Here is a 17,058-nt window from a genome sequence, read left to right on the forward strand (position 1 = left end):
CAGGCAAGCCCGTGTTGCTTGGCTGTCACCATGACGAGGTGAGAGAAGACCCGAGCAACTGCCCGGCTTCCCCGCGATAACCTTACCGCGCCAAAACGCATTGCCGTAGGAAAGTTGCGGGGATAAACTCCCTTAGTAATCAATTTTTTACCTCAAATTGGCGGCAAGAGCATGAACGCGCGTATGGGAGTTTCGATATTGGCCATTGCGGTCGCCGCGTTTGCCGGCGGCTGGCATTTCGGCCTGTTCGAAGCACCGCGCACGGAGCTCGCTTCGACCGAGAAGCCGGCGCCGGCGAGTGTCGCGCCATCCTCGACGGTCGCTCCCTCGGCAACTGCGCCAGCCGAACAGGCGGCCGAAGCGACGACAGCCCCCGCGCCGAGTTTCGATATCGTGCGCGTGGAGCCCGATGGCGCGGCCGTGGTTGCAGGGCGCGCGGCGCCGAATGCCACCGTGCGCCTTCAGAACGGAACCGAGCAACTGGCCGAGGTGAAGACCGACGCCAGCGGCGCCTTCGCCCTCGATCTCACGCTTCCCGTCGGCCAGCATCGCTTGGCGCTGAACGACACCGGTCGCGCTTCCGACGCCGCGTCGGGTGAGACCGCCATCGTCAACGTGCCGGAGAAGGGGCGCGAGAGCGAGCTGCTGGTCATGCTGCAGCGGCCGGGCGAGGCTTCGGAAATACTGGTGAAGCCTGCCTCCGAGCCCGCCGCCACCAAGGATCGGACGCCGGCTGACCCGTCTGGTGCGGGCACGCAGGTCTCCTCCGCGCAGCCGGCGCCGGATGCGACGCCACCGGTCTCCGCTGGCGCTCCGGCGAGGACGCTGTCGGTCGAGGCGGTCGAAGCCGAGAACGGCAAGCTCTTCGTGGCCGGGGCCGCGAGCGAGCGCTCGAAGGTGCGCATCTATCTCGACGACGCGCTGGTTTCGGAAACCGAGGGCGGCGTGGGCGATCGGTTCATCGCCAGTGCCCTGGCGGGCGTCGCGGTCGGCGATCATGTCGTGCGCGCCGACGAGGTGGACGGTGCGGGCCGCGTCGTGGCGCGTGTCGAGGTTCCCTTCAACCGTCCGGACACAGCCCCGCTCGCTGCAATCGCGCCGGCTCCGTCCGAGGCGACTGCCGCTGCGGCCCCGGGCGAAGCGGGCGCCGATGTCGCTGCCACATCCGGTGCAACCCTCCAGCCGGCGCTGGAGCGCGTCGAAGCGCGCGTCATCATCCGCAAGGGCGATACCCTCTGGCGCATCTCCCGCAACGCTTATGGGCAGGGCAGCCGGTTCACCGTGATCTATCTCGCCAATGGCGATCAGATCCGCAATCCGCACCGGATCTATCCCGGCCAGGTCTTCCGCGTTCCCGACAAGAACGGCTGAGCCGTTCTGCCTGAGCCGGCGTGCCGGTGCGTTCACCAAAGCAAGGGCGAAGGGGACTGGCCTCCGGCCGGGCACGGGACTAGAACCGATCCAAAGCGGGCGGCGCAAGAGCCGCCGGTGCGGCGACGCCTTTGCCGCCATCACATTGGATCGTCCCCTTGTCCGACACGAAGCCCCAAGCCGTTTCCGGCGACAGCGGCGCCATGTGGCGCACACTGAAGAACCTGTGGCCCTATATGTGGCCGCAGGAGAGACCCGACCTCAAGGCCCGCGTTCTCTGGGCCACCTTCTATCTCGTGCTGGCCAAGATTTTGACAGTCGGCATTCCCTATTTCTTCAAATGGGCGACCGACGCGCTGAACGGCGTGAACTCTGCCTCCGGCTGGCTGCCGCTGGTGCTGACCGGCGCGGTGACGCTGGTCGTGGCCTACAACATCGCCCGCGTCGTCTCCGTCGCGCTGAACCAACTGCGCGATTCGCTCTTCGCGCGGGTGGGGCAATATGCCGTTCGCATTCTGGCGTATCAGACCTTCGTCCACATGCATCAGCTCTCGCTGCGCTTCCATCTGGAGCGGCGCACGGGCGGGCTCAGCCGCATCATCGAGCGCGGCACCAAAGGCATCGAGACGATCGTGCGCTTCACGATCCTCAACACGCTGCCGACGCTTCTGGAATTCGCGCTGACGGCGGCGATCTTCGGCTTCACCTACGGCCTGTCCTATCTCGTCGTCATCACCGCAACCGTGGTTCTCTACGGCTGGTTCACCATCAAGGCGAGCGACTGGCGAATCACCATCCGCCGCGAGATGAACGACAGCGACACCGACGCCAATACCAAGGCGATCGACTCGCTCCTCAATTTTGAGACCGTCAAGTATTTCGGCAACGAGACCATGGAGGCCGAGCGCTACGATCGATCCATGGCGCGCTACGAGAAGGCCGCGACGGAAACCTGGACCTCGCTCGGTTGGCTGAACTTCGGCCAGGGCGTCATCTTCTCCGCCGGCATGGGCATCGCCATGGTCATGTCGGCCATGGAGGTGCGCGCGGGCACGCAGACGCTGGGCGACTTCGTCTTCATCAACGCTCTGCTCATGCAGCTTTCCGTGCCGCTCAACTTCATCGGCTTCGTGTATCGCGAAATCCGCCAGGGCCTGACCGACATGGAGGAGATGTTCAACCTCCTCCATATCCGGCAGGAGGTGCAGGACCGTTCGGGCGCGAGGGATCTCGTGGTCGGGCAGGGCGCCATCCGCTTCGAGGACGTGCGCTTCGGCTACGATCCCGAGCGGCAGATCCTGCGCGGCGTGTCCTTCGAAGTGCCGGCCGGCAAGTCGGTGGCGATCGTCGGCCCGTCGGGCGCCGGCAAATCCACCATCTCGCGGCTTCTCTTTCGCTTCTACGATCTGGATTCCGGCCGCATCACAATCGACGGGCAGGACATTTCCGAGGTCCGGCAGGAAAGCGTGCGCAAGGTCATCGGCATCGTGCCGCAGGACACTGTGCTGTTCAACGACACGATCCGCTACAACATCCGCTACGGCCGACCCTCGGCGAGCGACGAGGATGTCACGCGCGCCGCCGATCTGGCGCAGATCTCGCGCTTCATCGAGCTTCTGCCGGACGGGTTCGACACGATGGTGGGCGAGCGCGGCCTGAAGCTTTCCGGCGGCGAGAAGCAGCGTGTGGCAATCGCCCGAACCATCCTGAAAAGTCCGCCGATCCTCGTGTTGGACGAGGCCACCTCGGCACTCGACACCCACACCGAGCAGGAGATTCAGAGCGCGCTCCAGCTCGTCTCGCGCTCGCGAACGACGCTGACCATCGCGCACCGGCTCTCCACCATCGTGGACGCCGATGAGATCATCGTGCTTCGGGCCGGTGTCATCGTGGAGCGCGGATCGCATCGCGACCTACTCGCCGCAAGCGGCCTTTATGCCGAGATGTGGCGCATGCAGCGCGAGGAAAGCGAAGCCGAAGAAACGCTGCGCCGCGCCCGTGAGGCGGATGCGCTCGGCGTGCTCGAGCGCAAACGACCCGCCGAGACGGTCTGACCGCAAGGCGGCCCCAGGCCGCCAAACCCGACGGGACGGCGTTGAGCGCCGGCCCGTTTCTCCCTATGTGTCGGTTCCCGGCGGCAACGGCCTCGTTGCCGCGCCGCGCAGCGAAGGACCAATTCCCCGATGGACATGATCGCCTCGATCCGAAACGCCTTGGTGCCTATCCACCGGGCGGGCTACCCGTTCATCGCCGGCTTCTTCGTCGCTTCGGTTCTGCTCGGGCTCCTGTGGGAGCCGCTGTTCTGGATCGGCCTCGTGCTCACCCTCTGGTGCGCCTATTTCTTCCGCGACCCTGAGCGTGTGACGCCGGTGGCCGATCATCTTGTCGTGAGCCCGGCGGACGGGCGCGTGTCGCTGGTCGGCCATGTCGTGCCGCCGGCCGAGCTCGGCCTCGGCGAAGAGCCGCTGCTGCGCATCTCGATCTTCATGAACGTCTTCAACTGCCACGTGAACCGCGTTCCGGTTCGCGGTCGCATCGCGCGCATCGCCTACAAGGAGGGCAAGTTCGCCAATGCTGAGCTCGACAAGGCGAGCGAGGTGAACGAGCGGTCCTCCATGGTGGTCGAGAGTCCGCGCGGCGAGGTGGGCGTGGTCCAGATCGCGGGCGCCATTGCGCGGCGCATCGTGGTCTTCTCTCACACCGGCGACCATTTGGAGGCGGGCGAGCGCTTCGGCCTCATTCGCTTCGGCTCGCGCCTCGACGTCTACCTGCCGGACGGCACGGTGGCGCGCGTCGCGGAAGGCCAGACGGCGATCGCCGGAGAAACGGTGATCGCCGAATTCGCCGTCAACACGGCCCATGTCTCCTGGCGCAAGGATTGATCCGATGAGCGGAGCGATCCCCCCGGGCGACGAGATCACGCAGCGCGCGCCCGCTTCGCGCGTCACCTTCCGGCAGGTCCTGCCGAACATCATCACGATCCTGTCGATCTGCGCCGGCGTGACGGGCATTCGCTTCGCCTTCGAAGGCCGGTTCGAGCTGGCGGTGGGGCTGGTTCTCGGCGCGGCCTTCCTGGATGGGATCGACGGGCGCATCGCGCGCCTCGTCAACGGCCAGAGCCGCTTCGGCGCGGAAATGGATTCTCTCGCCGACATCGTTAATTTCGGAGTCGCCCCGGCGCTGCTGCTCTACGCCCATTCGCTGCACGCGGTCGGCTCGATCGGCTGGATCGCGGCGCTTCTCTACATCGCGGGTTGCGCGTTGCGTCTCGCGCGGTTCAACACGATGCTGGACGAGCCGAACCGGCCGGCCTGGAAGAGCGCCTACTTCACCGGCGTACCTTCGCCGGCGGGAGCGGGACTCGCTCTATTTCCGGTTTATCTGACGTTTGCCGGCAACTTCAACATGCCGGAAGTCTCGGGCGCCTTCGCCTCGATCTATCTCGTCTGCGTCGGTCTCCTGATGGCGAGCCGAATCCCGACCTTCTCGGGCAAGACGATTGGCCTGCCGGTGCGGCGCGATCATTTCGTCTGGATCGTGTTGGTCGTGGTTCTCTATATCGGCCTGCTGCTCAGCTTCTTCTGGGAAACGCTGACGGTGTCGGCCATCGCCTACTACGCCGCGATACCCTTCTCCATCCGCGCCTATCGCCGGCAGGAGCAGGCGCACGCCGGCGCAAACCCCTGAGGTCGACTCCATGGCCAAGCAGTTTCCCGCGATCGACGAGCGTGTGGCGGAGTTCATCGACCGGCAGCGCATCTTCTTCACCGCATCCGCGGCGGAGGGAACGCGCGTCAATATCTCGCCGCGCCCGACCGACCATCTGCATCGCCTCGGGCCGAACGAGGTGGCCTATCTCGACCTGACCGGCTCGGGCAGCGAAACGTCCGCGCATCTGAAGGCCGACGGGCGGCTGACCATCATGTTCTGCGCCTTCGACGGTCCGCCGCTGATCTTGCGCCTTTATGGGAGCGGAGACGTGGCCTTTCGCGGGTCGGAGCGCTACCGCGCCTTTCTCGACGCCCATTATGGCGGCGAGGAACCGCTTGGCGCCCGGCAGGTCGTCTTCCTTGCGGTGAATCTCGTGCAGACCTCCTGCGGTTTCGGCGTGCCCCTGTTCGAGCCAGCCGGCGAGCGACCGACGCTGGATCGCTGGGCCGCCGCCAAGGGCGAGGATGGCTTGCGCGCCTATCGCCAGGAGAAGAACCTTATCAGCATGGACGGCTTGCCGACCGGCTTCGAGGAAGCCTAATCGATCAGGTTGGGGACTCCCGGCTGCCGTAGGCCGCCGGGAGGAGCCTACTCATTCCGGGTCGCGATAGCGCAGGAAGCGGTTCTTGCGCACGTCGAACAACTGACCTGTCTCGGTGAGGCTGGGGAAGGCGAGCGGCAGGATCTTGGCTGCGACCTCGGCCGGGCTCGGCAGCGTCGCCGGGTCTTCGCCCGGCATGGCCAAGGCGCGCATTGCCGTGCGGGTGCCGCCAGGGTTGACGGAATTGACCCTCAGCGGCGTGTTGATGGTCTCGTTGGCCCAGGAGCGCACGAGCGCTTCCTCCGCCGCCTTGCTCGCGGCGTAGAGCCCCCAGAACGCCTTGCAGGAATGGGCCGCGCCCGAGGAGAGGACAATGCCGCGCCCGGCGTCCGATAGGCGCAGGAGCGGGTCCACCGAGCGGATGACGCGCCAGGTCGCGTTGACGTTGATCGTCATCGTCTTGTCGAAGGTCTTGGCTTCGATATGGCCGATCGGCGCCAGGATGCCGAGCACGCCTGCATTGGCGACCAGAACGTCCAACTTGCCCCAGCGCTCGTTGATCGCGCCGCCGAGCCGGTCGATACCGGCCATGTCGGTGAGGTCGAGCGGCACCAGCGTCGCCGAGCCGCCGGCCGCCTTGATCTCGTCGTCCAGCTCTTCCAATCCGCCTACGGTGCGGGCGACGGCCACGACATGCGCGCCTTCCGCCGCCAGAAGCTTGGAGAGGTGATAGCCGATGCCGCGCGACGCGCCGGTGACCAGCGCGACGCGCCCTTCGAGTTGTCCTGCCATGAGCCGCTGAGCCCCCCGGTTCGGGGCGGCCCGGTGGCCGCCTTCAAGCGGCCTGTCTAGCTCATGGCAGGGCGGGTTTGAACCCGCTCAGCCGTTGCCGCCCAGCATGGAGAGCTGGCGCACATTGTCCGCGCCGTCGAAGTCGGTCAGCGCGGTCGGATAGTCGCCCGTGAAGCAGGCGTCGCAGAACTGCGGCGCGTGCGGGTTGCGCTCCGGCTCAAAGGAGGCGCGATACAGGCCGTCGATGCTGACGAAGCCGAGACTGTCGACCTGGATATAGTCCCGCATTTCCTCGATCGTCATGCGCGAGGCGAGGAGCTTGGACTTTTCCGGCGTGTCGACGCCGTAGAAGCAGGAGGCACGCGTCGGCGGCGAGGCGATGCGCATGTGCACTTCCTTGGCGCCGGCCTCGCGCACCATCTGCACGATCTTCTGCGAGGTGGTGCCGCGAACGATCGAATCGTCCACCAGGATGACACGCTTGCCTTCGATCATCGATCGGTTGGCATTGTGCTTGAGCTTCACACCCATGTGGCGGATCGAGTCGGTCGGCTGAATGAAGGTGCGGCCGACATAGTGGTTGCGGATGATGCCGAGCTCGAAAGGAAGCTTGGCCTCCTGCGCATATCCGATCGCGGCGGGCACGCCCGAATCAGGAACGGGCACCACGATGTCACCCATCTCCTTGCTCTCGCGGGCGAGCTCCGCGCCGATCCGCTTGCGGATCTCGTAGACATTGCGCCCTTCGACATTGGAATCGGGTCGGGCGAAATAGACATACTCGAAGATGCAGAAGCGCGAGCGGCGCGATTGAAAGGGGAAAGTGGATTCCAGACCGGCGTCGGTGATCGTCACCATCTCGCCTGGCTCGATGTCGCGGATGAAATCGGCGCCGATAATGTCGAGCGCGCAGGTTTCGGAAGCGAGAATCAGCGAGCCTTCGAGTTCGCCGAGCACGAGCGGGCGGATGCCGAGCGGATCGCGCACGCCGATCATGCGGCCGGGCGCCATGCCGACCAGCGAATAGGCGCCCTCGAGCCGAGACAGGGCGTCGATCAGCTTCTCGTTGAAATGCCGAGCCGCGCTGGTTGCTACCAGATGCAGGATCGTCTCGGTGTCGGACGTGGACGAGAAGATCGATCCGCGCCGCTGCAACTCGCGCTGCACGGTCATGGCGTTGGTCAGGTTGCCGTTATGCGCGACGGCGAAGCCGCCGGCCGAAAGCTCGGCGAAGAAGGGCTGCACGTTGCGCAGGCCGCCACCGCCGGTCGTGGCGTAGCGGGTGTGGCCGATCGCGGCCTCGCCGGGCAGGCGTTCGAGCACCGACTGCTTGGTGAACGTGTCGCCGATCAGGCCGGCATGGCGCTCGACATGGAACTGCTTCCCGTCGAACGAGACGATGCCCGCCGCTTCCTGGCCGCGATGCTGGAGGGAATGAAGCCCGAGCGTCACCACCGCCGCCGCATCCGCGCGACCGAAAATGCCGAAAACGCCGCACTCTTCGTGCAGGCTGTCATCGTCGAAAGGTGTCTCGTCCATGCGCTCGAACTTTCCCTGCACGCCGTTTCCGACTGGCCGCCACCCATTTGTCATATAGGGGGTCGGCTCCTGAAACACGAATGAAAAACCTAAAAGGCCCGGGACCTTGGCGCCCCGAGCCGCTCTTCGTTCGGAAGGAAGGGCGCTCGCCGCTTCCTCGCTGTTCGTCCCGCATGGCGTCGATCAGGCGCGCCGGATCGTCGGGACGCCCTGTCAGTTGGCCGGTGCTTCCGCCGGCTGTTCCTCTTCCTGCTGAATCGCGTCCTCGATCGAGGCGGGCTGGTCGGACGCCGCCGGGCTGCCCGGGGTGGCCGTACCGGCGGGCTGCTGCGCTGCGCCCTCGAAGCGCTGGCGGATCGTGGCTTCCGGATTGTCGGGCAGGGCGGCGACGAGCTTGGTGCCGAGTTCGTCCAGCATCGGCTTCGAGCGGGCCTGCATGACCCAGGCCGGCTGGTTGCCGCCTTCGGGCGGGGTCAGCCAGTTGAAGAACACCATGGCGACCACCACGAGCAGCAGCCCGCGCGCGGCGCCGAACACGAAGCCGAGCGTGCGGTCCAGCGCGCCGATCCGGCTGTCGATGATGAAGTCCGCGATCTTCAGCGTGATGAAGGAGACGATCAGCAGCGTCACGAAGAAGATGCCGGCGGCCGAGGCCGCCATCGCCAGCTTCTCGTTGTGGATGTATTGCGAGGCGAAGGGCGTCAGTTGCTTGTAGAAGAAGAAGGCTGCCGCCGCCGCGGCCACCCAGCTGAGGACGGACAGGATCTCGCGGGAGAAGCCGCGCACCATGGCGAGCAGCGCCGAAACGAGCATGATGGCGACGAGGATCGCATCGAGAAGCGTCAGGGTCATCGGTTCCGTGCCTTCGGCGGGCTGTTGGTGGCGTCAGTCCGCCCGATCAGGGTTCTTTGCCGTGCGATGCGGCGAAAAATCAAGTCTCGACTTCGATTTGGCGACCCGCAACCTCCGCGACGAGATGCGGCAGGGTCTCGATTTCCAGCGTCTCCACGTCCCTCGGCTTGGGCGCCTCGCCCGACGTCGAGGGCATGACCGAGCGCCGGAAGCCGAGCTTCTCGGCTTCCTTGATGCGCTGCGCGGCGTGGCTCACCGGACGCACCGAGCCCGACAGGCTGATCTCGCCGAAATAGACGCAGTCGGACGGAAGCGGCCGACCCGACAGCGACGACACGAGCGCGGCCGCGACGGCGAGATCGGCCGCCGGCTCATGAATGCGATAGCCGCCCGCGACGTTGAGATAGACGTCGTGCTGGCCTAGCCGAACGCCGCAATGGGCTTCCAGCACGGCGAGCACCATCGCGAGACGCGGCGCGTCCCAGCCCAGCACGGAGCGGCGCGGCGTGCCGAGCGGCGAGGGCGCGACCAGCGCCTGGATCTCCACCAGCACGGGGCGCGTGCCCTCCATGCCGGCGAAGACCGCCGCACCCGGGGACTTGCCGTTGCGCTCGCCCAGAAACAGCTCGGACGGGTTCGGCACTTCGCGAAGGCCGCCGTCGCCCATCTCGAATACGCCGATCTCGTCGGTCGGGCCGAAGCGATTCTTCACCGTGCGCAGGATGCGATAGTGATGCCCGCCTTCGCCTTCGAAATAGAGAACGGCATCCACCATGTGCTCGACCACGCGAGGGCCGGCGATCTGGCCTTCCTTGGTGACATGGCCGACCAGGATCACCGTCGCGCCGCTCGACTTGGCATAGCGGATCAGCGCTTGCGCGCCGGAGCGCACCTGCGTCACCGTGCCCGGCGCGGATTCGGCCATATCGGTCCAGACGGTCTGGATCGAATCGATGATGACGAGGTCGGGCCGCTTTTCCTGGCCGAGCGTCGCCAGAATGTCCTCGATATTGGTTTCGGCCAGCAGCATGACGCTGGTGTCGTCGGCCTTCAACCGTTGGGCGCGCAGGCGCACCTGCGCCACCGCCTCCTCGCCCGACACATAGACGACCCGGTGCCCGCCGCGCGCCAGCGCGGCCGCGGCCTGCATCAGGAGCGTCGACTTGCCAATGCCTGGATCGCCGCCGACCAAGAGCGCCGAGCCGCGCACGAACCCCCCGCCGGTCACCCGGTCGAGCTCGGGAATGCCCGAGACGATGCGCGGCGCTTCCTCCATCTCGCCCGACAGGGGCAGGAGCGCGGCCGGGCGCCCCTTGCGGCGCGACTTCAACGGCCCGCCGCCGATGCCGCCCGTGTCGTTCTCCTCAACGATCGTGTTCCACTCGCCGCAGGCCTCGCACTTGCCCATCCAGCGCGAATAAACCGAACCGCAATTCTGGCAGATGAAGGAGGTCTTGAGCTTCGCCATCCGGTCAGACCGCGAAGCGCTGGACGCGGGCGCCAAGCTGGGTCAGGAGTTCGTAGGAGATCGTGCCGCAGCGCCGCGCCACTTCGTCCAGCGGAATGGTCGGGCCGAACACTTCCGCGACCTCGCCCGGCCGCACGGCGTCCTCCGGCAGATCGGTCACGTCAAGAAGCGTCATGTCCATGGAGATCCGTCCGAGAACCGGAGCGCGATGTCCGGCAATCGCCATGTCCGGCGCGGGCTCCTCAGTGCGCCAAGGCGTGACGCCGGAAGCCGTGCGAGGATAGCCGTCGGCATAGCCGATGCCGACCGTCGCGATGCGGGTCGCGCGGTCCAGCCGCGCCGTCGCGCCATAGCCTGCCGCCTCGCCGCGCGTCGCCGTATGCACCTGCAAAACGCGGGCATGGAGCGTCGCGACTGGGCGCAGGGCGCCGGTCGGATCGAGCCGCGTTTCGCCGCCATAGAGCGCGATGCCCGGCCGCGTCAGATCGAAATGGAAAGGCGTGCCGAGGAACACGCCGCCGGAATTGGCCAGCGAGCGCGCCGTGTGAGGAAACAGCGCGGCCAGCCGCTCGAAGCTTTGGCGCTGCTCCTCGTTCTGCGCCGACGCGGGATCATCGGCGGAGGCGAGATGGCTAATGACCAAGGCCACGTCGAAGCCGCCCTGGCGCGCGATGGCGAGCGCCTTGCGCGCATCCGCCTCGTCCAATCCAAGCCTGTTCATGCCGGTTTCGAACTGGATCGCGGCCGGCGCGGGCAGGGCGCTGGCGCCGGCCTCCGCGAAGAGGCGCACGTCGTCCAAGGTCGAGAGTACGGGAATGAGCCGGAAGCGCCGGCAGAGCTCGGCCGCTTCCGCGTCCATGCCTTGCAGCACGAAGATGCGGCAATTCGTGTTGGCCAGGGCTTCGCGCACCTGAACGCCCTCGCTGGCCCAGGCGACGAAGAACTCGCGGCAGCCGGCCGCGAACAGCGCCTTGGCGACGAGCGGCGCGCCGAGCCCGTAGCCATCGGCCTTCACGGCGGCGCCGGTGCGCGCGCCGCCGGCGAGATTGGCGAGATGGCGCCAGTTGGATTTCAGCGCCCAGCCGTCGATCGTGACGAAAGGGCCGCGACCGCTCAACGGAACGGCGGACAGAATGGGATGCATCATGGCTGTCAGTCTGGTCTGCTTGCTACTCGAACCGCTCGGGCAGATGGCTTTCCTCCGCCAGATCCGAGAAGCGGGTAAACTCCGCCTGGAAGGCGAGGGGAACGGTGCCGGTTGGGCCGTGGCGCTGCTTGGCGATGATGACCTCGGCCTTGCCCCGGGCCTCGTTCATCTCCTGCTGCCACTTCATGTGATCGTCCGTGCCGGGCTTGGGCTCCTTGCTCTGGAGATAATATTCGTCGCGATAGACGAACATCACCACGTCCGCGTCCTGCTCGATCGAGCCCGATTCGCGAAGGTCGGAGAGCTGGGGCCGCTTGTCATCGCGCGATTCGACCTGACGCGAGAGCTGCGACAGGGCGAGGATCGGCACTTCCAGCTCTTTGGCTAGAGCCTTGAGGCCGGTGGTGATCTCGGTGATTTCCTGCACGCGGTTGCCGGACGTCTTGGCCGAACCCTGCATGAGCTGGACGTAGTCGATCACCATCACGTCGAGGCCGCGCTGGCGCTTGAGCCGCCGGGCGCGAGCCGCGAGCTGCGCGATCGAGATGCCACCCGTCTGGTCGATATAGAGCGGCGCCTTCTGCATCATCTCGGTGCAGGCGACGAGCTTGGAATATTCCGCGTCGGTGATGTTGCCGCGCCGGATCTTCGAGGAAGAGACTTCGCTCTGCTCGGAAATGATACGGGTCGCCAGCTGCTCGGCCGACATTTCCAGCGAGAAGAAGGCGACGACGCCGCCGTTCTTGGCCTTGTGCGAGCCGTCGGCCTGTTCGGCCGGCTCGTAGGCCGAGGCGATGTTGAAGGCGATGTTGGTGACGAGCGAGGTCTTGCCCATGGCCGGTCGCCCGGCCAGGATGATCAGGTCGGAGGGCTGCAGACCGCCGAGGCGCTTGTCCATTTCGCGAATGCCGGTGGAAATGCCCGACAGGCCGCCGTCGCGATCCTTGGCCGCGCCGGCCATCTCGATGGCCTGGGCCATGGCGTCGCCGAAGGACTGGAAGCCGCCGTCGTAGCGCCCGGTCTCGGCCAGCTGATAGAGCGCGCGCTCGGCCTCCTCGATCTGCTTGCGCGGTTCGGCGTCCACCGGCGCGTCGAAGGCGACGTTCACCATCTCCTCGCCGATCGAGATCAGCGAGCGGCGGATGGCGAGATCGTAGATGGCGCGGCCGTAGTCGGCCGTGTTGATGATGGTCGTGGCTTCGGAGGCGAGGCGCGCCACATACTGCGCCATGGTCATGTCGCCGACGCGGTCGTTCGCCGGCAGGAAGGTCTTGAGCGTGATCGGCGTCGCGACCTTGCCCATGCGGATCATCGTGCCCGCCTTGGAGAAGATCTCGCGATGGATCGGCTCGAAGAAATGCTCCGGCTTCAGGAAGTCATGGACGATGTAATAGGCGTCGTTGTTGACCAGGATGGCGCCAAGGAGGGCCTGCTCCGCCTCGATGTTCGCGGGGGCTTCCCGATAGAGCGGCTGCTCCTCCTCGAACTTGCGCGCGGCTTCCGCCATTCTCTTGCACTCCATGCGTAGGGTAGGGAACCCTTCTACAGGAGATCGGCATCGAGAACCAATTTCGCGAGGCCCAGCGGAAAAGATTCACCGCGTCCCCACGCCGCACGCGAGGACAAGCGGTGGATAAGCTGTGAATTTCCCGAGCCTTCACCCGGTGCGCTCCAGCGACGGCGCGCGGGCCACCGCGTCCCGCTCGCGCAGCCGCCGCTCGGCGTCCACCATGTAGTCCCGCGTGATGGGAAGGGCGTCGATCCGGCGCGTGATCTGTATCTGGAACACGGCCAGCCCCTGCCAGCGGAAGCCGACTTCGGAAATCGCGAGATAGAACTCCCACATGCGACAAAAGCGCTCGTCGTAGAGCGCCCGCGCGCGGTCCCACTGCGCGACGAAGGCCAAGCGCCAGGCGCGGCAGGTCTCGGCGTAGTGGAGCCTCAGCACCTCGATATCGGTCGCGAAGAGACCCGCCCGCTCCAGCGACGGCGTGATTTCGGAGAGCGAGGGGATGTAGCCGCCGGGAAAGATGTAGCGGCTGATGAAGCTGTTGGTGTTGGCCGGCACGTCCAGCCGGCCGATTGTGTGCAGCAGCATGACCCCATCGGGCTTGAGCATGCGGTGCGCCTGCCGAAAGAACGCATCGTAAAAATCCCGCCCGACATGCTCGAACATGCCGACCGAGACGATCCGGTCGAAGCGCGCCTGGACATGGCGATAGTCCTGCATCTCGAACCAGACGCGATCGTCGATCCCGCCCTCCACCGCCCGCCGCCTCGACCAGGAGAGCTGCTCTTCCGACAGGGTGATGCCCGTGACACGCGCGTCGCCGACATCGGCGAGATACAGCGCCAGACCGCCCCAGCCGCTGCCGATGTCGAGAATGTCGAGATGCGGCCGGTCGAGAAGGAGCTTGGCGGCGATATGGCGCTTCTTGGCGAGCTGCGCTTCGGCGAGCGACTGGTCCGGCCGCTCGAAATAGGCGCAGGAATATTGCCGGTCGGGATCGAGAAAGAGCGAATAGAGCTCGGCCGACAGATCGTAATGATGGGCGACGTTGTGGCGGGCGCGCGCGGGGACGTTGTTCTGGACGACGCGGCGCCAGATGAGGCGCAGCCGCTCCCAGGCGCGCATCCAGACCTCGTTCGTGGGATCGGCCCCTGCGTTCTCCGAGACGAGGGTCAGGAGACCCATGATCCCGCCCTCGGTCATGTCGAGGTCGCCGTTCATGTAGCATTCGCCCAGCGTCAAAGCCGGGTTGTGCGCGAGCAGGCGCTCGGCGCGGCGAGAGTTCAGGCGCATGACCACCGGCGGGCCGCTGCCATCTCCGAACCGATGGCGCGTCCCGTCCACGGTTTCAAGCACGAGATCGCCCCTGCGAATGAGTCGACGCAGGAAAAGCGAGAGCAGAGGATACATGCGAATGCCTCCTGACCACCCGGCGGCCGTGTGGGCCGATTCGTGAATAGGATGACGCAACTCACAAAAAAGGGAAGGCGGACTGATGGTTTTCAGCCCGCCTTCCCTGAAATTTTTGACCCAGCGGAATGCCGCCGGGTGGATCGCTCAGCCGATCTTAAGGATCAGGCCTGCTCTTCTTCGCTCTCGCCTTCGGTCTCTTCGGCTTCGTCCTCGAGGAGTTCGTCCTCGTCGTTGCCGTAGATCGCCTCGGCCGAGGTCAGGAGCTCGCCGCGAGCTTGGCGCTCTGCCTCGTCCGGCGAACGGGCGACGTTGACCTTAATCGCCGTGTCGACTTCCGGGTGAAGAACCAGCGAGACCGTGTGCAGGCCGATCGTCTTGATCGGCAGGTTCAGCTCGACCGCGTTGCGGTTCACGGCGAAGCCCTGGTCGCGCAGCAGATCGGCGATGTCGCGCGCCGAGACCGAACCGTAGAGCTGACCGGTTTCGCCGGCCGAGCGCACGATCACGAAGGTCTTGCCGTTGAGCGTGCCGGCGATGCCCTGGGCTTCGGTGCGGCGCTCTTCGTTGCGGGCGATGAGCGAGGCCTTCTGCGACTCGAACTTGGCGCGGTTCGCCTCGTTGGCGCGAAGCGCACGGCCGGTCGGGAGGAGGTAGTTGCGGGCGAAGCCGTCGCGGACGCGAACGGTGTCGCCGATGCCGCCGAGACGGTTGATGCGCTCGAGAAGAATGACGTCCATGGTCTTTTTCCTAAGGGTTAGCGGGGTTGGTTGGTGTCGGCCGCTTGGGCCGGCGATTTCGCGGTCTCGAACAGGCCGAGAGCCAGGAAGGCGAGAAGCGGGATCGAAAGAAGCACGATCGCCGCATAGGCGGTGAAGAGCAGCAGGCCGCGGGCCGCGCGGCCGCGCGAGCGCCGGTGCATGACGGCTAGGCCAACCAGCGTGAAGGCGCAGCCCAGCGCGCCGGTGAACACGGCGCCCACCAGCGCCGCCGAGCCGCCGGTGAAGCAGAGCGCCAGCGCGAAGGCGAAGGCGAAGAGCGCCATGCGCGGCAGGCCGGCGCTTGCCGGAATGTCGTCCTTTGGGCGCGGCAAGCGGCCGCTGGCCCGCACGATCGCCGCCGACACGAACAGGCAGACGACCAGCGTCAGCACAAGGAAGGCCGGCTGCGCATAGGGTATGACGTTGACGACGAAACGCGCCAGCTCCGCCAGCTGCTCGGGCGGCACGGAGGACGCCGCCTCGCTCGACAGGGCCTGCGCGACGGCGGGCGCGAGATCGCTCGGGTCGTAGCCGATCAGCCAGCCCATCGCGAGGCAGCCCAGCGCCGCGAGAAGGCACGTCGCGAAGAGGATGCGCGACAGGGGAAACCAGAGGAGGGCCGGTCCCTTGTCCTTCCAGCCTGTCGGGGCCTCGATCGGCTGCGCCAGGCCGGCGATATGGCCGAGAATGGCAGCGGGAAGGCCGACGCTGAGAAGGATCGAGAGGCCGGCATAGACCGAGCCGAGCGCGCCGGCCACCGCCCCGAAGGCGGACAGCGCGGCGACGAAGCCGGCCGTGCTGCCCCATCCGAGGCTGGCGATCAGGATCGGAACCGGGGCGACGAAGGCAAGCCCGACCGCGCTCGACGCCTGGGTCACCAGGCCGGCGAACAGAAGGGCCGAGGCGAGGCCGGCCAGCAGTCCGATCAGGAGGGCTCTTGGATTCATCGACTTGGGTTCGCTGTCCTGCATCATGGCAGTTAGGGGCCATGCCTTCCGGCTGGGCCCCAACTCGGCTGATCGTCACGAACCGGAGGCGCCGAACGGAACCGGATCGTCTGGAGGCTTTGAAGAAACGCCCGAAGCCGGGCGTTTCGTCAAAGCCTCGGCGCGCGGCGGAGAAACCGCCGCGCGCCGAATTCCAAGCCGAACCCCGGAGGGGTCTGAGCTTACTTCAGGACGTAGGGCAGGAGGCCCAGGAAACGGGCGCGCTTGATGGCCTGGGCCAGAGCGCGCTGGTTCTTCTGGGAAACCGCCGTGATGCGGGACGGAACGATCTTGCCGCGCTCGGAAATGTAGCGCTGCAGGAGACGGACGTCCTTGTAGTCGATCTTCGGCGAATCGCTCGCCGCGAACGGATCGGACTTGCGGCGGCGATGGAACGGACGCCGGGTCGGGAGCTGAGCCACGTCAACCATTATGCGGCCTCCTCGGTGCGGGGACGGCGCGGACGATCGTCGTCGTCACGGCGCGGACGGTCGTCGCGGTCGCGACGCGGGCGGTCGCCGCCGTCACGGTCCGAACGGCGCGGACGGTCGTCGCGCTTCTGCATCATGGCCGAGGCCGTGTCCTCGTGCGCTTCGACGCGCACGGTGAGGTAACGCAGGATGTCCTCGTTGAAGCGCATCTGGCGCTCCATCTCCTCGACGGCCGCCGACGGCGCGTCGATGTTCATCAGCGTGTAATAGGCCTTCCGGTTCTTCTTGATCCGGTAGGTGAGGGTCTTGAGACCCCAATTCTCGATCTTGCCGACCTTGCCGCCATTGGCTTCGATCACACCGCGGTACTGTTCCACGAGTGCGTCGACCTGCTGGCCGCTGATGTCCTGTCGGGCAAGGAATACGTGCTCGTAGAGCGCCATATCGTGTCGCCTTTCCTTCGGTTGCGATTGCGTCGAACCAGCGGCTAAGCCTCTGCGACTCTCCTGTTGGCCGGGTGGCCGAATGGGGAAAGGCGC

At 66.4% G+C, this 17,058-nt stretch carries 15 protein-coding genes and 1 pseudogene; 5 read left to right on the plus strand and 11 right to left on the minus strand.

The window, feature by feature from the left end; genetic code table 11:
- Window positions 1-198: 198 nt before the first annotated feature.
- The 5 genes and pseudogenes from AUL32_RS14005 to AUL32_RS14025 all read left to right on the plus strand — a co-directional run bounded on the left by AUL32_RS14005 (window position 199) and on the right by AUL32_RS14025 (window position 5,623).
- Complete coding sequence (locus tag AUL32_RS14005; protein WP_082659672.1) at window positions 199-1,371, plus strand: LysM peptidoglycan-binding domain-containing protein; 1,173 nt, start codon at window positions 199-201, stop codon at window positions 1,369-1,371.
- A gap of 203 nt (window positions 1,372-1,574) precedes the next feature.
- Window positions 1,575-3,425, plus strand: a complete 1,851-nt coding sequence (locus AUL32_RS14010; RefSeq protein WP_062116836.1) for an ABCB family ABC transporter ATP-binding protein/permease — start codon at window positions 1,575-1,577, stop codon at window positions 3,423-3,425.
- A gap of 120 nt (window positions 3,426-3,545) precedes the next feature.
- Window positions 3,546-4,253, plus strand: a pseudogene (locus AUL32_RS14015) (phosphatidylserine decarboxylase); the annotation flags it as partial.
- Between the two features lie 4 nt (window positions 4,254-4,257).
- Window positions 4,258-5,058 (plus strand): CDP-diacylglycerol--serine O-phosphatidyltransferase, encoded by an 801-nt coding sequence (pssA, locus tag AUL32_RS14020; RefSeq protein WP_061976412.1) that lies wholly within the window; start codon window positions 4,258-4,260, stop codon window positions 5,056-5,058.
- 10 nt (window positions 5,059-5,068) lie between these two features.
- Window positions 5,069-5,623: a pyridoxamine 5'-phosphate oxidase family protein gene (locus AUL32_RS14025; protein WP_062116022.1), complete on the plus strand. Its 555-nt coding sequence runs from the start codon at window positions 5,069-5,071 to the stop codon at window positions 5,621-5,623.
- Between the two features lie 51 nt (window positions 5,624-5,674).
- Here AUL32_RS14025 and AUL32_RS14030 read toward each other — a convergent pair whose 3' ends face one another.
- The 11 genes from AUL32_RS14030 to rpsF form a co-directional block, all read right to left on the minus strand.
- The gene (locus tag AUL32_RS14030; RefSeq protein ID WP_062116025.1) at window positions 5,675-6,415 is read right to left on the minus strand and encodes an SDR family NAD(P)-dependent oxidoreductase; all 741 of its coding nucleotides are present in this window, start codon (window positions 6,413-6,415) and stop codon (window positions 5,675-5,677) included.
- A gap of 87 nt (window positions 6,416-6,502) precedes the next feature.
- Entirely contained in the window at window positions 6,503-7,954 is a 1,452-nt protein-coding gene (gene purF / locus AUL32_RS14035; RefSeq protein ID WP_062116028.1) for an amidophosphoribosyltransferase, read from the minus strand.
- Window positions 7,955-8,167: 213 nt separating this feature from the next.
- Complete coding sequence (locus tag AUL32_RS14040; protein ID WP_061976408.1) at window positions 8,168-8,806, minus strand: CvpA family protein; 639 nt, start codon at window positions 8,804-8,806, stop codon at window positions 8,168-8,170.
- A gap of 79 nt (window positions 8,807-8,885) precedes the next feature.
- Window positions 8,886-10,274, minus strand: coding sequence for a DNA repair protein RadA (gene radA, locus AUL32_RS14045; protein WP_061976407.1), 1,389 nt, complete (start codon window positions 10,272-10,274; stop codon window positions 8,886-8,888).
- 4 nt (window positions 10,275-10,278) lie between these two features.
- Window positions 10,279-11,421 carry an alanine racemase gene (alr, locus tag AUL32_RS14050; protein ID WP_062116031.1) on the minus strand — a complete coding sequence of 381 codons (1,143 nt, stop codon included), beginning with the start codon at window positions 11,419-11,421 and terminating at the stop codon, window positions 10,279-10,281.
- Window positions 11,422-11,443: 22 nt separating this feature from the next.
- Window positions 11,444-12,928 (minus strand): replicative DNA helicase, encoded by a 1,485-nt coding sequence (locus AUL32_RS14055; RefSeq protein WP_062116033.1) that lies wholly within the window; start codon window positions 12,926-12,928, stop codon window positions 11,444-11,446.
- A 150-nt stretch (window positions 12,929-13,078) separates the two neighbouring features.
- Window positions 13,079-14,341, minus strand: coding sequence for an SAM-dependent methyltransferase (locus AUL32_RS14060; RefSeq protein WP_062116036.1), 1,263 nt, complete (start codon window positions 14,339-14,341; stop codon window positions 13,079-13,081).
- A gap of 164 nt (window positions 14,342-14,505) precedes the next feature.
- The gene (gene rplI / locus AUL32_RS14065; RefSeq protein WP_062116038.1) at window positions 14,506-15,081 is read right to left on the minus strand and encodes a 50S ribosomal protein L9; all 576 of its coding nucleotides are present in this window, start codon (window positions 15,079-15,081) and stop codon (window positions 14,506-14,508) included.
- A gap of 17 nt (window positions 15,082-15,098) precedes the next feature.
- The gene (locus AUL32_RS14070) at window positions 15,099-16,076 is read right to left on the minus strand and encodes a hypothetical protein (protein WP_244497873.1); all 978 of its coding nucleotides are present in this window, start codon (window positions 16,074-16,076) and stop codon (window positions 15,099-15,101) included.
- A 194-nt stretch (window positions 16,077-16,270) separates the two neighbouring features.
- The gene (rpsR, locus tag AUL32_RS14075; RefSeq protein ID WP_019995679.1) at window positions 16,271-16,519 is read right to left on the minus strand and encodes a 30S ribosomal protein S18; all 249 of its coding nucleotides are present in this window, start codon (window positions 16,517-16,519) and stop codon (window positions 16,271-16,273) included.
- Window positions 16,519-16,962, minus strand: coding sequence for a 30S ribosomal protein S6 (gene rpsF / locus AUL32_RS14080; RefSeq protein ID WP_061976401.1), 444 nt, complete (start codon window positions 16,960-16,962; stop codon window positions 16,519-16,521). The genes rpsR and rpsF overlap by 1 nt, the downstream gene beginning before the upstream one ends.
- Between the last annotated feature and the right edge of the window lie 96 nt (window positions 16,963-17,058).

The organism is Aureimonas sp. AU40 (assembly GCF_001463785.1).
GTDB lineage: Bacteria > Pseudomonadota > Alphaproteobacteria > Rhizobiales > Rhizobiaceae > Aureimonas.